Here is a 20332-nt window from a genome sequence, read left to right as displayed (position 1 = left end):
GGGGTTTCAATGAGTGATGAACGTCAACAAATGCCGTATTATTCGTATCCGTACTACTATCCATACCAAATGCCAACATATCCGTTTGGCATGCCTACACCAACGTTTACACCACAAACAGGGGCGATGCAAACACCAACAACCGCCAGTCAGCCGCTTCCCGGCATGCTTCCGATCGAAGAATCGTACATTGAAAACATTTTACGCTTAAACAAAGGCAAAATTGCGACTGTTTATATGACGTTTGAAAACAATCGTGAATGGAATGCGAAAATTTTCCGCGGTGTCATTGAAGCAGCGGGGCGCGACCATCTCATTTTAAGCGATCCACAAACAGGAATGCGTTATTTATTACCAATGATTTATCTCGACTATGTCACATTTGATGAAGAAATTAATTATGAATATCCATTTGCATCTGGTGTCGGATTAAGCACATATGCTCCACGTTAAAAACGAGGCGTCCACAGCGCCTCGTTTTACATTTGTTTGATCGCGATATAGGCTAAAAATAGCCATGCAACAATGAACGACACGCCCCCAAACGGCGTAATCGCCCCAAGTATTTTTATTTGTGTTAAGCTTAGTACGTATAAACTACCTGAAAATAAAACGATTCCCGCAAGCATAAACCAACCAGCAGGCGTCACGTGCGGCCATTTTGTCGCCAGCAACGCAACGAGAAACAAACCGATCGTATGGAACATTTGATATTGAACGGCTTTTTGCCACGTGTCGATATATCGCTCTGGAATTCTTCCTTCCAACACGTGTGCTCCGAACGCTCCTAGCGCCACACATAGCGCTGCACTCATTGAAGCGATGATTGTAAATAGTTTCATGTTTTCCCCTCCTAAAAATCAAGTAATGATCGTCCGTTCGCATCGGCACCGATATCTAGTCGTTCGATTGTTGTCGGTTGCGGCAAAGTCACTTCTTGTGTGCTTGGTGATGGTTGTTGCAAAATAATGTCGCACAATGCGCGAACAGCATATATATGTTCACGCACCGCTTGCGATGATGACGCATCTTTTGCTTTTGCGATTTCTTCTTCTATCTTTGCGAATACATTTGTCACCGATATGTCCAAAACGTTTTCACTCCCTACTTCTTTTTCCTTTACAACAATGGTATCTTATACATAGCAACTTTTCAAATTGAAAACGCTTAAAAAAGGAGTGACAACAAATGAAACGGACATGGTGGAAAGAAGCCGTCGTATATCAAGTGTATTGGCGCAGCTTTTTTGACTCAAATGGTGATGGGTATGGCGATTTAGAAGGGCTTATTCAAAAACTCGATTACATTCGCGACTTAGGGGTGGATGTCATTTGGCTGAATCCGTGCTATGAGTCGCCTGATAAAGATAACGGATACGACATTTCTGATTACTATCGCATCATGGATAAAGCAGGGGATATGGAGACGTTTGACCGCTTGCTGAACGAGGTGCATAAACGTGGAATGAAATTAATTATGGACCTTGTCGTGAACCATACATCTGATCAACATCCTTGGTTTATTGAATCTCGTTCGTCAAAAGACAATCCGAAACGCGATTGGTACATATGGCGCGACAAACCGAATAACTGGCGCTCGTACTTTACTCCATCCACATGGGAATATGATGAAAAAACAGGTCAGTATTATTTCCATTCGTTTGCGGTAGAACAGCCAGATTTGAACTGGGAAAACGAAGAAGTTCGTGAAGAAATTTATAAAATGATGCGTTTTTGGTTAGATAAAGGGATCGATGGTTTCCGTTTAGATGCGATTGCCTTACTAGCCAAACCTGAAGGATTCCCAGATGCCGAAAACCCGTATGACATTCGTTATTTAACAAACAATCCAGGCGTGCATGATTATTTACAAGAAATGCACGAAAAAGTATTAAAACATTATGATATTTTCACCGTCGGAGAAGTCGCTTTCGTATCGCCAGAGGAAGGATTAAAATATGTCGGAGAAGACCGAAACGAACTACACACTTTGTTCCACTTTGAAGTGTGCGACGAAATGCCGGCATGGGATCCGATTCGTTTTAAACAAATTCAAAAACGTTGGTACGAAGGATTGTGGGGCAAAGGGTGGAACTCGCAGTTTTTAAACAATCACGACCATACGCGACAAGTGACGCGCTACGGAAACGATAAACAGTTCCGCGTCGAATCAGCAAAATTGCTCGCTACGCTCGTGCATACGTTGCCGGGAACCCCATATATTTATCAAGGTGAAGAAATTGGCATGACTGGCGTCAAGTTCGACACGATCGAAGACTATAACGACATTGCGATGAAAAATAAATATGCAGAAGAAGTCGCAAAAGGTCGCGATCCGAAAGAAGTGCTTGAAAGCTTGCAGCTACTGAGCCGAGATAACTCGCGTACACCAATGCAGTGGGATGATAGCGAACATGCTGGATTTACAACAGGAACACCTTGGCTAAAAGTGAATCCGAACTATAAAGAAATCAATGTAAAACAAGCATTAGCGGATCCGAACTCTGTATATTATTACTATAAAAAGCTCATTCAATTGCGCAAGCAACATGCCGTTATGGTGTACGGAACGTTCCGCGATTTTTCGGAAAATGATCCGTACATTTACGCTTACACGCGCGAGCTCGATGGCGTTCGTTGGCTCATCGTCTTAAACCATTGCGATAACGACAACGTATATGAGTTGCCAGAAGAGCTTGCTTCGGCTCACCGCCATCTTTTGCTCGGCAATTATACAGATGTAAAAGAAGAAGGTACAACGCTTTATATGCGTCCGCACGAAGCAAGAATTTATGCATTACAATAAGCAGCCCGATTTGGCTGCTTATTTTTTATTTACCGCCTGTTCAAACGCCTCTAGCGCTCGTTTTTCACCGAATACGATCAGGACATCTCCAACGAAAAACCGCTCGTCTGGCGTTGGGTTACCAATCATGTTGTTTTGACGCTGAATCGCAATAATCGTCACATGAAAGCGCGTGCGCACCGCTTGATCGCGGACAGATGTCCCAACAAATGAAGAATGCGGCTCAATTGTCACTTCTTCAATCGCGTATTGCTCTGCATGGCCGTGAAAAATCGTATCGACGTAATCGACACTGACAGGCTTTAACATTGTCATCGCCATGCGGCGACCGCTCAAAAACGATGGGTTAATGACTTTATCAGCACCTGCACGCCGCAACTTTTCTTCCGATTCCGGTCGCTCGGCGCGCGCGACAATTTGAATGTCGTGATTTAGCCCTTTTGCTGTGAGGGAAATAAAGACGTTATCGGCATCTGAAGGCAATGCGGCGACCAACCCTGCCGCTCGTTCAATACCTGCCGCAATCAACACGTCATCTTCTGTCGCATCCCCTTCGACATACGGAATCGGATCATTCATTTCGTCTAACCGGTCCGTATTCCGCTCGATGACAACGACAGCTGTCCCGTTTTTGACAAGTTCACGTACGACTTGTTCCCCGACACGCCCGAACCCGCATACGATAATATGGTTTGTCATCGCTTCTATTTTCTTTTTCATTTTTCGCCTCCGAACCGTTTTTGAAAATTCCCCTTCCATCATCATCGACACGACTGCCCCTGTCGCATATGTCACAATGCCAATACCAATCGGAATAATGATAAGGGCAAACAGTTTACCATAAAACGTTTGTGGCACTGTATCGCCATAACCAACCGTTAAAATGGTGACAACTGTCAACCAAAGTGCATCAAAAAACGTTAATTGTTCTGAAAACATAAATCCGATCGTTCCTGCGATAATGGCGACAATCATCGCGATGACGGAAACGACGATCGAGCGCGATGAACTCATCCGTTTCTCCCCTTATGTTCTTTTTGTACAAACTTCATGCAAGGCGCACCAGACGATTGCTTGACGACAATAGACGGCAACATCGCGCTTTTAAAACCGAATGCGCGACAACCGCGCGGCATTTGCGCATCCCACGTGACATAAAAATGTTTGCATGCATAACAATTTACTCGCTCATTATATGTTTTCGATTTGCCAGTCAATTGGCTCTCTCCCTGTCTGTTGTAAAAAAGTATTCGTTTTTGAAAAAGGGCGACTACCGAAAAAGCCTCGCGCTGCGGAAAATGGGCTTGGATGTGGCGCTTCAATTATGTAATGATGTTCATTCGTGATCAAGGCTTTTTTCGCTTGCGCATGACGTCCCCATAAAATGAAGACAACGGGTTCACGTTTTTCATTCACAAGTTCAATGACGCGATCTGTAAAATACTCCCAACCTTTTCCTTTATGCGAATTCGCTTCTCCACGTCGTACCGTCAATACGGTATTTAAAAGCAATACCCCTTGCTTTGCCCATTTTAATAAGTAGCCGTTGTTTGGAATATAGCACCCGATGTCATCTTGCAACTCTTTAAAAATGTTTAACAACGATGGAGGCAAAGCGACGCCCGGTTTGACGGAAAAACTTAATCCGTGCGCTTGATTCGGCCCATGGTATGGGTCTTGTCCTAAAATGACGACTTTTACATTCGCATACGGGGTGTAATGAAGGGCGTTGAAAATGTCGTGCATATCCGGATAAATCGTTTTCGTTCGATATTCTTCTTTTAAAAACTGACGCAATTTCACATAATACGGTTTTTGAAACTCCTCTTCTAATAAAGGAGCCCAATCGTTTTTCAATATGCTCATCATCGCACTCCTTTCTAATACAAAGGCTACCCTACTTTATAGGATAGCCTGTTTTTGCTTAAAACTGAATTTTTTCTTCTAAGAAGCTTTTTAATTCCGCAATTGGAATGCGTGTTTGTTCCATCGTATCGCGGTCGCGCACGGTCACCATGCCGTCCTGTTCTGAATCAAAATCATACGTAATACAGAACGGTGTTCCAATCTCATCTTGACGACGATATCGTTTTCCGATGGATCCAGACTCATCGTAATCGACCATAAAATGTTGTGAAAGTTGTTCAAAGATCGCACGCGCACCTTCTGATAACTTTTTCGATAATGGCAATACAGCCGCTTTATATGGCGCTAACGCTGGGTGAAGATGCATCACTGTGCGCGTCGTACCGTCTGCCAGTTGCTCTTCTTCATACGCGTCAATCATAAAGGCGAGCGTGACGCGATCTGCACCAAGTGAAGGCTCAATGCAATATGGAATAAAACGTTCGTTCGTTTCTTGATCAAGGTAGTGGAAGTCTTCTCCTGAATATTCCATATGGCGACGCAAATCGTAATCGGTACGCGATGCAATGCCCCATAGCTCGCCCCAACCAAACGGGAATTTATATTCAATATCTGTTGTGGCGTTGCTGTAGTGGGACAATTCATCTTCGGAATGATCGCGTAAACGAATGTTTTCACGCTTCATACCAAGCGATAAAAGCCATTGTTCACAATATTGTTTCCAATAATCAAACCACTGTAATTCTTCGCCCGGCTTACAGAAAAATTCAAGCTCCATTTGTTCAAATTCACGTGTGCGGAACGTAAAGTTTCCTGGTGTAATTTCGTTTCGGAAGCTTTTTCCGATTTGCGCAATACCGAACGGCAATTTTTTGCGCATCGTTCGTTGTACGTTTTTAAAGTTTACAAAAATGCCTTGTGCCGTTTCAGGACGAAGGTAAATTTCGTTTGCGCTCGACTCGGTCACGCCTTGGAACGTTTTAAACATTAAGTTAAATTGACGAATGTTTGTGAAGTCGCGACTGCCGCAATCTGGACAAGCAATGTCGTGCTCTTGAATGAGCTGCTCCATTTTTTCAAAAGGAAGCCCATCGACAACCATTTCAATCCCTTTCGCTTCAAGCGCGCTTTCAATTAACTTATCCGCCCGATGACGTGCTTTACATTGTTTACAGTCAATCATCGGATCGTTGAAGTTTCCTAAATGACCAGATGCTTCCCACGTGCGTGGGTTCATTAAAATAGCCGCATCTAAACCGACGTTGTATGGTGATTGTTGAACGAACTTTTTCCACCATGCTCGCTTAATGTTGTTTTTTAATTCCGTCCCTAACGGACCGTAATCCCACGTATTTGCTAATCCGCCGTAAATTTCTGAACCGGGAAAAACAAAGCCGCGATGTTTCGCGTGTGCTACAATTTGCTCCATCGTTACTGACATCGTTCATCCTCCTTATAATAAAATGTAAACAAAAAACGCTCTCATCCTTAGGCCTTTCGCCTAGGGACGAGAGCGTAACTCCCGCGGTTCCACCCTAGTTGATGCATAACGCATCCACTTTTGCGTGAAGCAACTCCAGACTGCCGTTTCGCTAAGCGTCTTTACTAGGCTTCCACCACCCCTAGCTCGCTATAAAAGAACTACCTTAGCTACTATCCATCTTTCATCGTTGCACCTGTATTTCATTTGGCTAATATTGTATCAAACCGCAATAGGAGAGTCAAGGGGGGAACAAAACCCGCTTTACATAAGCAGTAAAGCGGGTCAAAGTGAGTTAAGGGGTTGATCATATTAATTTCGAATTAAGTAGTCAAACGCTCCTAAAGAAGCTGTTGCGCCTGAACCCATGGAAATGATAATCTGTTTATATGCGCTATCTGTACAATCGCCAGCAGCGAAGACGCCAGGGACGTTTGTCGCTCCGCGCTTATCAACGATAATTTCGCCGAAGCGATTGCGCTCTACCGTTCCTTCTAACCATTCGGTATTCGGTACAAGTCCGATTTGCACGAATACACCTTGAAGTTCAATATGGTGCTCTTCGCCTGTTGCGCGATCAATATATGTGATACCATTCACTTTATCTGTGCCTGTAATTTCTTTCGTTTGCGCGTTTTTGATTACTGTGACATTCGGTAAGCTATATAAACGATCTTGCAATACCGCATCTGCTTTTAATTCTGGCGCAAATTCAAGCACCGTCACATGCTTAGCAATTCCGGCCAAATCAATTGCCGCCTCAACGCCAGAGTTTCCACCGCCGATGACTGCGACATGTTTTCCTTCAAATAACGGACCGTCGCAATGTGGGCAGTAAGCGACGCCTTTATTTTTAAACTCTGCTTCGCCTGGGACGCCGAGATTGCGCCAACGTGCGCCTGTCGCGATAATGACTGCTTTGCTTTTTAAAATCGCACCATTCTCAAGCTCTACTTCAATAAGGTCTTTCTTTTCTAGCCGTTTTGCACGCTGCAAGTTCATAATATCAACATTGTAATGTTTCACATGTTCCTCAAGGCTCGCAGCAAGCTTCGGACCTTCTGTATATTTGACGCTAATAAAGTTTTCAATGCCTAACGTATCTAAAATTTGACCGCCGAAGCGTTCAGCAACAATTCCTGTGCGAATGCCTTTACGCGCTGCATAAATGGCAGCTGTTGCACCCGCAGGTCCTCCACCGATGACGAGCACATCAAACGGATCTTTTTCCTCAAAAGTAGAAGCATCCGGCGTGCTTCCTAACTTCGCAAGAATTTCCTCAAGCGACATACGGCCGCTTGCGAACGGTTCACCGTTTAAAAAGACGGTTGGCACAGCCATGACATCTTTTTGCTCGACTTCTTCTTTAAATGCAGCCCCATCAATCATCGTATGTGAGACGTTCGGATTTAGTACGCTCATCACATTTAACGCTTGAACGACGTCTGGGCAGTTATGGCATGTTAAGCTGACGTATGTTTCAAAACGATACGTCCCTTTTAAATTTTTAATTTGTTCAATGACTGCTTGATCGACTTTCGGCGGTCTTCCGCTCACTTGAAGCAATGCAAGCACCAAAGAAGTAAATTCATGTCCTAAAGGCACGCCCGCAAATACAACGCCTGTTTCTTCCCCTATGCGATTGACGCTAAAACTAGGTGTTCTTTCTAGCGTTGTTTTCTCTACTTTAATTTTCGATGACATTGTCGCAAGCTCATCAACTAAAGCAAGCATATCGCGGGAAACTTCATCGTCTCCCGCGCTCACTTTTAACACAATGTCATTTTCCATCAATTGTAGATATTGGGCGAGCTGTGCTTTAATTTCAGCATCCAATATCATTGACATAAGCCTCCTTAAATTTTACCTACAAGGTCAAGGCTTGGCTTTAATGTTTTTCCACCTTCTTGCCATTTTGCTGGGCACACTTCGCCAGGATTGTTGCGCACGTATTGTGCTGCTTTAATTTTGTTTACGATTGTGCTTGCATCACGACCGATGCCATCAGCGTTAATTTCAACAGCTTGAATAACGCCATCTGGATCGATAATGAACGTACCGCGTTGTGCAAGGCCTGTCTCTTCATCAAGCACTTCGAACATGCGTGATAATTTTTGAGAAGGGTCACCGATCATCACATATTCGATTTTGCTGATCGCTGGTGAGTGGTCGTGCCATGCTTTATGTGTAAAATGTGTATCTGTTGAAACGGAGTATACTTCTACACCAAGCTCTTTTAATTTTGGATATTCGTTTTGTAAATCTTCTAATTCTGTTGGACAAACGAATGTAAAGTCAGCTGGATAGAAGCAAACGACGCTCCATTTTCCTTTGAAGTTTTCTTCTGTTACCTCGATGAAATCGCCGTTATGGAACGCCATCGCTTTAAATGGTTGTACTTGTTTTCCTACTAATGGCATTGTCAATCATCCTCCTGCATCATTTTTTTGCATGTTAGTAGTATGCTCCAGCCATACGAAAAATATGACTGAACGCAAAAATAAATTATAACAATTATAATTCGATATAAATTATCATATAGGAATGTTTATTTGTCAAGTAAAAACTATACAACTGTCTTAGTTTTTCGACACATTTTCTTTTTATTCCTTTTTCATAAATAAAAAAACAGAGCCTTCGCAAAGACTCTGCTTTCTCACATAGCAAAAGAAAAAACAAGTAAAACAGAAACATTACATAATAGCGCAGCGACAAATAGCCATGTTTGTTTTCCTTTTTTCTTCACCATATATTCTGCAAATACGGTCGTTCCAAAAGCGAAGCAAACAAACAATAAAAACGAGTTGATGCGCCCATAAAATACGTGACGAGTAAGAAGCGGTGAAAACAAAAGCAAAAGAAATAATTGCTGAATGCTCCACCAATACATTTTCCCCCTCCTAACAATGAATAAAGTGGGCGAGACGGGAACGAAACGGTTCACCATTCCATATGACTTCGCTCGTTGCTTGTCGCTTTTGTACCTCCGGCTCTGACAAAAGAAGCCAAAAGTTTTTTGTCGGTAAATGACCGAGCAGATGTTTCTCACTTAATCGATTTAAATACATTTGTCTCGTTTCATTCATTTGCTTCGATAAATGATCGCCTTCATTCGAAAATGCATAAAGGACGCTCGCTGTCGCTACACGTTTCACACGAAACTCGTTCGCCACACGTAAAAAGAAATCCCAATCCCAATAGTTATGAACGTACGGATCAAAATATCCAATTGTATCATGAATTGTGCGCCGATACATGCTCCCTGAAGGAACATACGTCGAAAATGTACGCATTGCTTGCAAATCGAATTCATATGCAAATAAAAAGCGATCGGTCGGTATGCGCACTCCATTTTCAATACGATAATGAAAAATTTCTACGTCCGAATATACAAAATCGGCATCATTCATATTAGCGATCATTCGCTCAACGTGGCATGGCAATAGTAAATCGTCATCATCACAAAGCATAATAAAATCTTCTGTGGCGGCACGTACACCGATATTACGCGCCTCGACATGACCGACATTTTCACGCAATTCAATGAGTTCAACAGAAAGCTCCGGATATGCATCGACAGCAGCTTGCACAGATGGACCACCATCATTAACAATAATGACTTGCGTTGGTTTATACGTTTGTTTGCTTAACGACTCTAACAATTCTGCTAATGGAAGTAATCGGTTATATGTCGCAACGACTACAGAAACACCCAAAAGAAAATCCCCTTTCAAAAAAAGAAGCTACAATGATACCATTATAGCTTCTTTTCGTATGATTATGCGAGTTCTTGTTGTTTCGTTTCTTTGCCAAGGAAAAGAACAGCAAGCGCACCGATGAAAATCGCGATACAAAAAATCGCAAAAATCATCGTGATGGATACTTTTTGTGCGACGAGATAGCCGACGAGAAGCGGCCCTAAAATGCCGCCAATGCGTCCGAATGAAGCAGCCATTCCTGCACCCGTCGCACGAATGATCGTTGGATATTGCTCTGGTGTATAGGCATAAAGCGCTCCCCATGCCCCAAGGTTGAAAAACGATAACAATGCTCCAAACGTCATTAATGCCGCAGCTGAGTCAGCATTTCCGAAGAAATAAGCACTTAATGCGGTACCAGTTAAATAAATGATCAGTACTGCTTTTCGACCAATGCGTTCAATTAACCATGCGACGCTAAAATAACCCGGCAGCTGCGCTAATGTCATGATGAGCACGTACTCAAAACTTTTAATTAAACTAAATCCTTTCATGACCATGACGCTCGGTAGCCATAAAAACATGCCGTAGTACGAAAAGACGACTGAAAACCATAAAATCCAAAGCATTGTCGTTTGTTTTGCGTACGGTTTTGCCCAAACGTCTGCGATATTTTGCCAAACGGAACGGCGCTCCGTTTTTGTCGCCATAAACTTTTTCGAATCTGGCAAATTGATGCGCAAATAAATGGCATATAGCGCTGGTACAGCTCCTAAAATAAGCGCCATTTGCCATCCATACGCTGGAATAACGAAAAATGAAATGAGCGCTGCTAGTAACCAACCACCTGCCCAAAAGCTTTCCAATAAAACGACAACTTTCCCGCGTTCATGTGCAGCAACGCTTTCCGATACGAGCGTTGACGCAACAGGCAGTTCGCCACCAAGTCCCATGCCGATAAAAAAACGTAAAATTAAAAAGACCGTTAACGTTGTCGCAAGTGCGGATAGTCCGCTACCGATCGAAAATAATAAAAGCGTAATGATGAAAACTTGTTTTCGCCCAATGCGGTCAGCTAACAATCCGAAAACGAGCGCACCGACTGCCATGCCGATCGAATTTATACTTCCGATCCAACCCATTTGTTCGGCCGTTAAATTCCATTCCTTTTGCAATGCAGCAATAATAAACGAAAGCATCCCTACATCCATCGCATCAAATAACCAACCAAGCCCGGCAATCCAAAGCAACTTGTTTCTTGATACGTCTTTACTCATGTCATCCCTCCGTTGTCAGCTGTCAAATTGTCTTCCTCATGATTATATTTCCTTTTTTGTTATGTATCAATGCAAAAAGCGTCGGGAAAAACCGACGCTTATCGCAAGTCTTCTTTTGAAAACGCTCCAGGAAGAAGTTCTTTTACTGTTGTTTCCTGCATATCGCCTTTCATATTCGCTAAAATGACAGGCATATTTGGATCACATAATTCAACAATGACTTGACGGCATGCGCCACACGGCGGAACTGGTCGCTCCGTATCTGCAACGACGGCTAACATCGCATACTCATGATCGCCTTCTGAGTACGCCTTAAATAAAGCTGTACGCTCAGCGCAGTTGCATAAACCGTATGATGCATTTTCGATGTTGCAGCCACCGTACACTTTTCCATCTTTCGTTAATAGTGCTGCTCCAACTTTAAACTTGGAATACGGAACGTACGCCCGCTCCCTCGCTTGTTTTGCCGCTTCAATTAACTGTTGTTTATTCATTGTTGATCATCCCTTCTTGGGCTGTTTAGTTAAAAAACGTCTTCATTAACCAATCGGCAACGACGCCACCTAAATATACGCCAAATACCCCCATCATTCCTGCCAATACAGGCGGAGCTGGCAATGGCAAACGTAAAAACTTAAACAAAATCCCGACAACAAGCCCAGCAAGTAAGCTAAGTAATACTTCTTTCATAGGTCAATGCCTCCATTAGTATGCTTCGTTTGAAGTTGTTCCTTCCATAATTGCTGGTCCAGAACTTGTACCGATACGGTTTGCGCCTGCATCAATCATCGCTTTTGCGTCCGCTGCGCTGCGCACGCCGCCAGATGCTTTTACGCCAACGTTTGGACCAACTGTTTTGCGCATTAATGCAACGTCTTCTACTGTTGCACCGCCGCTTGCGAATCCTGTTGATGTTTTAACGAAATCTGCCCCAGCACGAACGGCAATTTCGCATGCGCGCACTTTTTCTTCATCTGTCAACAACGCTGTTTCAATAATCACTTTTGTTAAAGCTTTTCCTTTTGCTGCATCAACAACAGCACGAATGTCGCGCTCTACAAGCTCATGATCGCCGTCTTTTAACGCACCGATATTGATGACCATATCGACTTCTTGCGCACCATTTTCAATCGCTTGTTTTGTTTCAAACGCTTTTACTTCTGGTGTTGTCGCTCCTAACGGAAAGCCGATGACTGTACACACTTTTACTTTCGTTCCTTGTAAACGCTCAGCAACGAATTTCACCCATGTTGGATTCACACATACAGATGCAAATTCATATTTTTTCGCTTCTTCCACTAATTTTTCAATTTGTGCTTTCGTTGTTTCTGGTTTTAATAACGTATGATCAATCATGCTAGCAATGTTCATCATTCATTCCTCCTTGTTTTTTAAATAAACATACCCGCAATGGATGCGCTTAACAATGAAGCAAGCATACCAGCAAGGACAGCTTTTAAGCCCATGCGCGCAATGTCGCTACGACGATTTGGCGCTAAGCTTCCTAATCCACCAAGTAAAATACCCATCGAAGAAATATTAGCAAATCCACATAGCGCAAAGCTAACGATCGCTACCGTTTTTGCAGATAAATCTGGAATTTGTGGTGCGAATGATGAATACGCAACAAATTCGTTTAAAATTAATTTTTGTCCGATAAATCCACCAGCTGTCACCGCTTCAGACCACGGTACACCAATCGCAAATGCAATAGGCGCAAAGAGGAATCCTAAAATGTTCTGAAGCGTCAAACCTTCGTAATTAAACAAATTACCGATGCCGCTAAGCAACCCATTAATTAACGCAATAAGAGCGATAAACGCTAACAACATCGCACCGATATTTAACGCTAACTTCAAACCATCGCTTGCTCCGCGCGCAGCTGCGTCGATGACGTTTGTTGATTCTTCGTCTTTTTCCATCTCAAAATGCTCATCTTCTTTAATCGGCTCTGTTTCTGGCACAATCATTTTCGCCATAACTAATCCTGCTGGCGCTGCCATGAAACTTGCCGCAAGTAAATATTCAAGCGGAACACCTAAAAGCGAGTAACCAACGAGCACAGAACCAGCAACAGATGCCAATCCTCCTGTCATAACTGCAAACAATTCCGATTGTGTCATTTTAGATAAATACGGACGAATAACAAGAGGCGCTTCCGTTTGACCGACGAAAATGTTTGCCGCTGCTGACATAGACTCCGCTTTGCTCGTTCCGAGCAATTTCGCAAGCGGACCACCGATCATTTTGATAATCCATTGCATCACACCAATGTAGTAAAGAACAGAAATTAATGCGGAGAAGAAAATGACGACCGGCAACACTTGGAACGCAAACACAAATCCAATTCCTTTTGCCGCAAACACACCACCGAACAAAAAGTTAATTCCTTCGTTCGCATAGTTAATAATGTTTGTGACACCATTTGTTAACCACTGCAATGCTGCTTTCCCTGCTTCCCATTTTAAAACGATAAACGCAAAAGCGACTTGAATCGCGAGACCACCTAAAATCGTTCGCGGATTAATCGCTTTGCGGTTGTTTGAAGAAAGAAAAGCGATCCCAAGGACAACGACAATACCAACAAGTCCCCAAACGATATTCATGTTGAACACTCCTATAAGCTGAATTTTGATTACGTAATCAATATAACAGGAAAAAGAACATATGTAAACGTTAACATGAACAAATGTCAAAGAAAATTCATGGTTTCGCTAAATGTTTCTTCCTTTTTGCATAAATACATAAATAAAAGGGGGCTTTTTTCTTTTCCCCCATTTGTCGTTTCTTTATTCTTTTTCTAGCAAACATTCGGCAGTAAATTGATCTGTCACTAATACGTTGGCGTATTTCCCTTTCAACGCGCCGTATATGCCAGCCACTTTATGAATGCCTCCCGCAATGACAATCGAATATTCTTTCTTTTTGAGCTCTTCTAACTCAATGCCAAGCGTGCGTGCATTGAGCTCTTCGCTACATAGTTTTCCATTTTGATCAAAAAAGCGCGAACAAATGTCACCAGCAGCTTTTGAATAAATCGTTTGTAAATCTTCTTCTGTAAAATAACCAAGCTGGAACAATAGCGACTCTGATTTAATTGGTCCGATCGTAAATACAGCAATATTCGCTTGCCGACCGAGATCAAGAATTTTGCGAATGTGGCGGTCCGCCTCCATCGCCTGCTTAACAACGACATGATCCACGATTGCAGGTAGCGGCAAATGGTGCACCGTTGCATTGAAGGCGCTTCCAAACAAGTGCAAAATATCTGACGCAAACGTATTCGTTTCGGATAAACTAACGCCACCTTTTAATTGCACAACTTTCACGTCTTTGACATGTTTATGCTTTAGCTGTAATGCAACGTGATACAACGTTGTTCCCCACGTCACACCGATCACATCGCCGTCTTTGACGATCGAACGTAAATACTCGGCGGCCTCTTTTCCTACATATTTTTTAATAATGCCATCTTGATGTTCTGGAACCGATACAACAATTGCTTTTTTTAGATTGAACTTTTGTTCAAGCTGTTTTGCTAACTGTTGAATATCTTCAGCCGGATCGTTAATTTTAATTTCTACAATTCCTTCTTCTTTTGCTTGCTGTAGTAGACGCGACACCGTCGGCCGCGATACGCCAAGCTTTTTTGCAATGTCGTTTTGATTGTAGTCTAGTAAATAATACAATTTTGCTGCTTCAACGACTTTTTTTAGCTTATCTTGCTCCATCGCTTCATCACCTTTTATTTATGAATGAAAAAGGAGCAACCTTCCATATTTGAAGGAATACTCCCTTTTCTTTCATCATACGAAAAAAACTGAACATTTGACAAGAAAAAGTTTTAACATAATTTCCATTTAGATAAATGAAACGAAGCTTCCGCATTTGTCTGAAATGAGATATGTTCATTTTCTTCTTTCGTGAAAAACCGCGCCGTAAATACTTCTTCTCCATCATTTAAGAAAATTTCAATAGACGACGTATCGATAAACATGTGAATCGTGTGTAATTGTGATAATAAACATTGTCGTTTCTCTTTCATGCCATTTCGAGCAAAACTTTCTCTCTCTAACGTCGCAACTTTTTGTTCAAAATCATATGAAAATGAAACATTGTTTTGTATATGAATGGAGAAAACACCTTTACCATCGATCTGTTTAAGTAGCAGTTCAACCGTTTTTCCTTTTACACCATCAAATTGCCTAACTTCCTTCTGCAAGAATACATTTGGATGATGAACTTCGTCACTCCGAAGCAACTGCAACTGCTCAATCGGACGCTGATATAATTTATCTCCGATTAAAACGAGTTCACGCGGTAATGTCAATGCATGTACCCATCGATAAGCAATTGTCGGGTGCTGATCTTCGTCTTGATCTGGTACCCCCATCCAAGCAATCATCACGCGACGCCCATGCTCGTCGACCATCGTTTGTGGCGCATAAAATTCAAACCCTCGATCCAGCTCAGTAAATGTACCGTGTACATATTGTCCTGTTTCATAATTTAACTGTCCGACAAAATATCCTGCTTGATATACGTTTTGATAGTGCATGCCTTCCGGTTGCAATCCTTGCGGACAAACGATCAGTACATCTTTTCCGCTTAAACGGAATACATCTGGGCACTCCCACATGTACCCAAAGTTTCCGTCCTCTCCTCCTGCTATAGCACCGACATGCTCCCAATGCATGAGATCATCAGAGCGAAATAATACTGCCTTCCCATCTAATTGCTCGCTCTGTGCGCCAATCACCATATACCACTTGTTTTCATGCTTCCACACTTTTGGGTCACGAAAATGAGCCGTGTAACCGTCTGGGAGATGAACAACAACTCCCTTTTTCTCAAAGCGAACACCGTCACTTGATACTGCCATACATTGATACGTATGGCGTGTTCCGTCATCGTCTTTGACATTCCCTGTATAAAAAAGTGTAAGTACACCATCATTGTCCACAGCGCTTCCGGAGTAGCAACCGTTTCGATCAAACCATTCGCTTGGAGCTAATGCAGGCACTTGTCTTTCCCAATGAACAAAGTCACGCGATGTATAATGTCCCCAAAATTTTGCTCCATGTGTCGTTTGAAACGGCATCCACTGATAAAACACATGGTACGTCCCTTTCCAATAAATCAGTCCATTTGGATCGTTCATTAATCCGACAGGAGGCATTAAATGATAACGCAAACGATTTGGGTCACTTTCAACAATTGAAGCATATTTTTTTACTTCTTCTTCCGCAAGCTGTATTTGTTTTTTTTCGTTCAATGATTTCATTTCGACCAACCTTCGCGTAAAATACGTTCGACTTCATCGCGTGTTGGCAACGCTGTCATTGCTCCTTTCGTTGATGCAGCTAACGCTCCAGAAACGCTCGCAAAACGCGCCATTTGTTCAATTTCCGTAAGGGATAACGAATCAATTGTTCCTTCTCTTTCGTGCAAGCAATACAGCATGCCAGAAACGAAAGCATCACCGGCTCCTGTCGTATCAACCGCCTCTACTTTAAGCGCTGGCGTAAAGACGGATCCTTCTTTCGTAAACGCATAACTACCGTTTTCCCCTAGCGTAACGACGATGAGAGGAATATTGTATGGGGCAAGGGCATCAATACCTTTTTGAATATCTTTCTCTCCCGTAATAAATGTCAACTCTTCTTCAGAAATTTTAAGTACATCTGCCTCTCTTAACATCGACATAATCATTTCGCGAGCTTGTTTTTCACCTTCCCACAAACCGAGGCGTAAATTTGGATCATATGAAACGATCATGCCGTTTTCTTTAGCTAGCATAACAGCTCGCTTTGTAGCGCTTCGTGCTGGCTCACTAATCAGTGAGATCGAACCAAAATGAAGAATGCGATGTGTCCGAAATAACGACTCATCAATTTCTTCTTCGCATAAAAAGCGATCAGCGCTCGGGTTAATGTAAAAATCAAAGCTCCGTTCTCCGTTTTCCGCTAACGTTACAAAAACAACACCTGTGCGAACATCATCACTAAATTGAAGGAAAGATGTATTCACTCCATATGCATCAAGCGTTTCTTTTAGAAAAACGCCTAATACATCGCGACCAACTTTCCCTAGAAACGTCGATGGAACACCGAGCCGTGCGACACCAACCGCAACATTTGCCGGCGCTCCCCCTGGACTTTTTTGATACGACCGATTTGTTGCATCTAGTGGAATAAAATCAATTAACACTTCACCAAGACTAATAATTCCTTGCTTCATCATCATTCCCTCCTACATAAAAAGGCGAGTTATTCGCTCGCCTTATTCTTCTTTAAATCCTAATATCCATGTTGCCACAAATGCTGTACCAACCGCAATTGCAAAGCCGATTAAATAGTTTATTAAGTTCGCCATCCCCATCGGTGCCACGATCGCAATCATTGGAATACCAGTTAATCCGTACGCATTTGCCACAACGTTTGTAAATACAACATACGCACCACCGACAGCACCACCGATAGCTGCTGCAATAAACGGTTTTCGATATTTCAAGTTAACCCCAAAAATAACAGGCTCAGTAATGCCTAGAAAAGCAGAAAATGCAGCTGGCAAAGCGATTTCTTTTGTTTTCGTCCGTTTTGATTTTAAAAATACTGCTAAACCCGCTCCACCTTGAGCAACGTTTGCCATTGACCAAATAGGCAATAAATAGTTTTTACCAATATCCGCAAGCAATCCGGCTTCAATCGCATGGAAACTATGATGAACACCTGTGATTACAATCATCGAATACAGACCACCGAAAATGAGGCCTGCAAGCGCTCCACCTGTGTCATATATGAAGTTTAACGTTGTTGTAATTCCTTTCCCAACTATATTTCCAAGTGGACCAATGACTAAAATCGCAGTGAAACCTGTTAAAATAACCGTAATAAATGGTGTAACAAGCAAGTCGACTGCGTGTGGAACGACTTTTCGCAAGCTTTTTTCGATTTTACTCATGACATATGTTGCAAGCAAAATTGGAATGACCGTTCCTTGATATCCAATCATTGCGATATCAAAACCGAGAAAATGCAAATACTCAGGTTCAGCACTTCCTAATCCCCAAGGATTCAACAAAGCAGGATGAGTCATAATTCCGCCGATCACTGCTCCTAGAAACGGGTTTCCCCAAAATTCTTTCGCAGCACTATAACCAATTAAAATCGGCAAAATAATGAAAGCAGCACTTGAGAACATATCAAGTAATACAATCCATGCACTATCTGGCGCTACCCATTTGAACGCCTTCATCATCCCGAGCAATCCCATAAGCAATCCGCTAGCTACAATGGCTGGAATAATTGGAACAAAAATATTTGACAACGTTTTCGCGAGACGAGCGATCGGATTCATCTTTTGCTTGACTGCTTCTTGGTGCACATCGGCACTTACGTTTTGTAAACCTGCTTCTTTGACAAACTGTTCGTATACTTTGTTGACAACACCTGTACCAAAAATAATTTGATACTGACCGGAACTAGAAAATGCACCTTTGACCCCATCAAGTTGTTCAATTGCTTGTTGATTAACCTTCTTTTCGTCTTTTAAAACAAGACGAAGACGAGTTGCACAATGAACCGCACTAATGACATTTTCTTTTCCACCAAGCAAAGACAAAAGTTGCTTTGTTATGTGTTCGTAATTCATATAAACTCCTCCTCTGCATATAAAATGATAGAAAACAAAAAGACCTAAAATGTACATACGAATTCCTTAAACATCGTCGTACATTTTAGGTCTTGCCTGCTTATGCAGTAACAATCCTACGATATTTGATTTTTTATCCGCTTTCATTTTAGCTTATTATTCAAAATTCGTCAATATTCTACAAAATGATTATTTTGTGGTTAAGCGTTGAATGTGTAGCGTAATATAAGCTAACTCGGTGACAGGAAATTGGATTCCGTATTCCTTTTTTGCATATTCAGCCATCGCAACAGCGCATGCAAACTCTCTTTCGTATTTCTTTTGAATGAGCGTTAACATCTCTTCATCCATCGAATGAAACAACTCACCGTTTTCAATTCGGTTCAGTGCAAAACGCAAATGTGTTACAAGTCTTTGGTAAGATATTCCTTCTTCGTCAATATGAACATGTAATGTTTGTTTCATCAAATCGATCATTTCTCGAATTAAAGTCGTTTGTTTTAACGTTCTGTTCATGCTGGCTGCGTCCATTTTCGCTGTATGAATATGAAGAGCAATATGGGCAACTTCGTCATCAGGAATGTCGATACCAAGACGTTCTCGAATCAGTTGTTTTGCCCAAAGACCTATTTGATATTCTTTTTTATACAACACTTTAATTTCATTTAACAACTTATTTTGTATTTGGTACCCTTGTTGAATCCGTTCAATCGCAAATGATAAATGGTCTGTCAATGCAATATGAATATGATTGTTTAACGGTGCTTGCAATTCACCTTCAGCATGGCTAATAATTTCTTCCGCGATATCAATGTGCTCTTCTGGAAGGGTACGTAACAACTCTTGGAACTTTTCATTCTCTTCTTCCATCACAAAAATTTTTTCGATTTTTGCACGAGGTACAATATCATTTTTCTTTTTTTGAAAAGCAATTCCTGGTCCCATTACAATTTTCTCTTGCCCTTCATCCAATACAACGACAGCGTTATTGTTCAAAATTTTATGGATTCGCAACGTCATCTTCGTCCCCTTAACACCGATTGTTTTATCACATATATATTATTTCAATTTCACTTTCATTAAAACAGTACTTCCTCTTTCTGCTTGTTCTATATGCTCTCGATGACACTCGTTTACCACCTCCCCGTTTGTAATCACTACTGGGGTAAGGAGACTTTTCGCCTTTTGTTGCACAAGCGCCAAGTCAAACGACAAAAGTAAATCCCCGGCCTTCACACGATCCCCTGCTTTCACGTACGCTTCAAATCCTTCTCCATGCATATGAACTGTATCAATGCCAACGTGAATAAGAATTTCTAATCCTTCATCCGAACGCAAGCCAACAGCATGTTTTGTCGGGAACACTTGTACTACTTCTCCATGAATCGGTGAAACAACGACACCATCTGTTGGCTCAATCGCAAAGCCATCGCCCATCATTTTCTGGGCAAACACAGGGTCTGGAACATTTTCAAGCGATCGTACATTTCCTGTTAAAGGGGAAACAATGACCTCTTCACGCTTACGAAACAAACGAAACATTTGAAATATCT

23 protein-coding genes are annotated in these 20332 nt (G+C 42.1%); 2 read left to right on the top strand and 21 right to left on the bottom strand.

From position 1 onward, the window contains the following. Window positions 1-9: 9 nt before the first annotated feature. Window positions 10-453: a spore coat protein GerQ gene (gene gerQ / locus K1I43_RS10555; protein ID WP_009361009.1), complete on the top strand. Its 444-nt coding sequence runs from the start codon at window positions 10-12 to the stop codon at window positions 451-453. A gap of 26 nt (window positions 454-479) precedes the next feature. Here gerQ and K1I43_RS10550 read toward each other — a convergent pair whose 3' ends face one another. Further along, window positions 480-842: a DUF423 domain-containing protein gene (locus K1I43_RS10550; RefSeq protein ID WP_009361010.1), complete on the bottom strand. Its 363-nt coding sequence runs from the start codon at window positions 840-842 to the stop codon at window positions 480-482. A gap of 11 nt (window positions 843-853) precedes the next feature. After that, window positions 854-1090, bottom strand: coding sequence for a YwdI family protein (locus K1I43_RS10545; RefSeq protein ID WP_019416450.1), 237 nt, complete (start codon window positions 1088-1090; stop codon window positions 854-856). Window positions 1091-1188: 98 nt separating this feature from the next. On the opposite strand from K1I43_RS10545, the gene K1I43_RS10540 reads away from it, so the two are divergent. Next, on the top strand, window positions 1189-2805 hold the full coding sequence (locus tag K1I43_RS10540; RefSeq protein WP_019416451.1) for a glycoside hydrolase family 13 protein: 1617 nt from the start codon (window positions 1189-1191) through the stop codon (window positions 2803-2805). A gap of 18 nt (window positions 2806-2823) precedes the next feature. Here the strand turns inward: K1I43_RS10540 and K1I43_RS10535 are convergent, their stop codons facing one another. The 19 genes from K1I43_RS10535 to K1I43_RS10445 form a co-directional block, all read right to left on the bottom strand. Continuing rightward, window positions 2824-3819, bottom strand: a complete 996-nt coding sequence (locus K1I43_RS10535) for a potassium channel family protein (RefSeq protein WP_019416452.1) — start codon at window positions 3817-3819, stop codon at window positions 2824-2826. Next, a complete protein-coding gene (locus K1I43_RS10530) occupies window positions 3816-4022 on the bottom strand; it encodes a hypothetical protein (protein WP_019416453.1) in 207 nt (68 codons plus the stop codon). Before K1I43_RS10530 ends, K1I43_RS10535 begins: the two co-directional genes overlap by 4 nt. Next, on the bottom strand, window positions 3997-4671 hold the full coding sequence (locus K1I43_RS10525) for a uracil-DNA glycosylase (protein WP_009361014.1): 675 nt from the start codon (window positions 4669-4671) through the stop codon (window positions 3997-3999). Before K1I43_RS10525 ends, K1I43_RS10530 begins: the two co-directional genes overlap by 26 nt. Before the next feature lie 58 nt (window positions 4672-4729). Beyond that, window positions 4730-6112, bottom strand: a complete 1383-nt coding sequence (locus tag K1I43_RS10520; protein WP_009361015.1) for a glycine--tRNA ligase — start codon at window positions 6110-6112, stop codon at window positions 4730-4732. Between the two features lie 351 nt (window positions 6113-6463). After that, the gene (ahpF, locus tag K1I43_RS10515) at window positions 6464-7993 is read right to left on the bottom strand and encodes an alkyl hydroperoxide reductase subunit F (protein WP_019416455.1); all 1530 of its coding nucleotides are present in this window, start codon (window positions 7991-7993) and stop codon (window positions 6464-6466) included. 14 nt (window positions 7994-8007) lie between these two features. Next, window positions 8008-8571, bottom strand: coding sequence for an alkyl hydroperoxide reductase subunit C (gene ahpC, locus K1I43_RS10510; RefSeq protein WP_009361017.1), 564 nt, complete (start codon window positions 8569-8571; stop codon window positions 8008-8010). Window positions 8572-8807: 236 nt separating this feature from the next. Continuing rightward, complete coding sequence (locus K1I43_RS10505) at window positions 8808-9041, bottom strand: hypothetical protein (RefSeq protein ID WP_019416456.1); 234 nt, start codon at window positions 9039-9041, stop codon at window positions 8808-8810. A 10-nt stretch (window positions 9042-9051) separates the two neighbouring features. Next, window positions 9052-9867 (bottom strand): glycosyltransferase family 2 protein, encoded by an 816-nt coding sequence (locus K1I43_RS10500; RefSeq protein WP_019416457.1) that lies wholly within the window; start codon window positions 9865-9867, stop codon window positions 9052-9054. Between the two features lie 62 nt (window positions 9868-9929). After that, entirely contained in the window at window positions 9930-11126 is a 1197-nt protein-coding gene (locus K1I43_RS10495; RefSeq protein ID WP_019416458.1) for an MFS transporter, read from the bottom strand. Window positions 11127-11224: 98 nt separating this feature from the next. Beyond that, on the bottom strand, window positions 11225-11620 hold the full coding sequence (locus K1I43_RS10490) for a cytidine deaminase (protein ID WP_019416459.1): 396 nt from the start codon (window positions 11618-11620) through the stop codon (window positions 11225-11227). Window positions 11621-11645: 25 nt separating this feature from the next. After that, window positions 11646-11816, bottom strand: coding sequence for a XapX domain-containing protein (locus K1I43_RS10485; protein WP_003397112.1), 171 nt, complete (start codon window positions 11814-11816; stop codon window positions 11646-11648). Window positions 11817-11831: 15 nt separating this feature from the next. Next, entirely contained in the window at window positions 11832-12500 is a 669-nt protein-coding gene (deoC, locus tag K1I43_RS10480; RefSeq protein WP_009361022.1) for a deoxyribose-phosphate aldolase, read from the bottom strand. A 17-nt stretch (window positions 12501-12517) separates the two neighbouring features. Next, complete coding sequence (locus K1I43_RS10475) at window positions 12518-13732, bottom strand: NupC/NupG family nucleoside CNT transporter (protein ID WP_026011437.1); 1215 nt, start codon at window positions 13730-13732, stop codon at window positions 12518-12520. Window positions 13733-13915: 183 nt separating this feature from the next. Then, on the bottom strand, window positions 13916-14857 hold the full coding sequence (locus K1I43_RS10470) for a DNA-binding transcriptional repressor DeoR (protein WP_019416461.1): 942 nt from the start codon (window positions 14855-14857) through the stop codon (window positions 13916-13918). 113 nt (window positions 14858-14970) lie between these two features. Further along, window positions 14971-16410, bottom strand: a complete 1440-nt coding sequence (locus tag K1I43_RS10465; RefSeq protein ID WP_026011438.1) for a glycoside hydrolase family 32 protein — start codon at window positions 16408-16410, stop codon at window positions 14971-14973. Beyond that, on the bottom strand, window positions 16407-17372 hold the full coding sequence (locus tag K1I43_RS10460; RefSeq protein WP_019416463.1) for an aminoimidazole riboside kinase: 966 nt from the start codon (window positions 17370-17372) through the stop codon (window positions 16407-16409). Before K1I43_RS10460 ends, K1I43_RS10465 begins: the two co-directional genes overlap by 4 nt. A 36-nt stretch (window positions 17373-17408) precedes the next feature. After that, window positions 17409-18779: a sucrose-specific PTS transporter subunit IIBC gene (locus K1I43_RS10455; RefSeq protein WP_019416464.1), complete on the bottom strand. Its 1371-nt coding sequence runs from the start codon at window positions 18777-18779 to the stop codon at window positions 17409-17411. Window positions 18780-18968: 189 nt separating this feature from the next. Beyond that, complete coding sequence (locus tag K1I43_RS10450) at window positions 18969-19799, bottom strand: PRD domain-containing protein (protein ID WP_019416465.1); 831 nt, start codon at window positions 19797-19799, stop codon at window positions 18969-18971. Window positions 19800-19838: 39 nt separating this feature from the next. Continuing rightward, window positions 19839-20321 carry a PTS sugar transporter subunit IIA gene (locus K1I43_RS10445; protein ID WP_019416466.1) on the bottom strand — a complete coding sequence of 161 codons (483 nt, stop codon included), beginning with the start codon at window positions 20319-20321 and terminating at the stop codon, window positions 19839-19841. Window positions 20322-20332: the final 11 nt, after the last annotated feature.

Origin of the sequence: Anoxybacillus sp. ST70 (genome assembly GCF_019553625.1) — a bacterium.
GTDB lineage: Bacteria > Bacillota > Bacilli > Bacillales > Anoxybacillaceae > Anoxybacillus > Anoxybacillus gonensis.
Note: the sequence above shows the minus strand (reverse complement) of the source record. Positions and strands in the feature narration are given on the sequence as shown.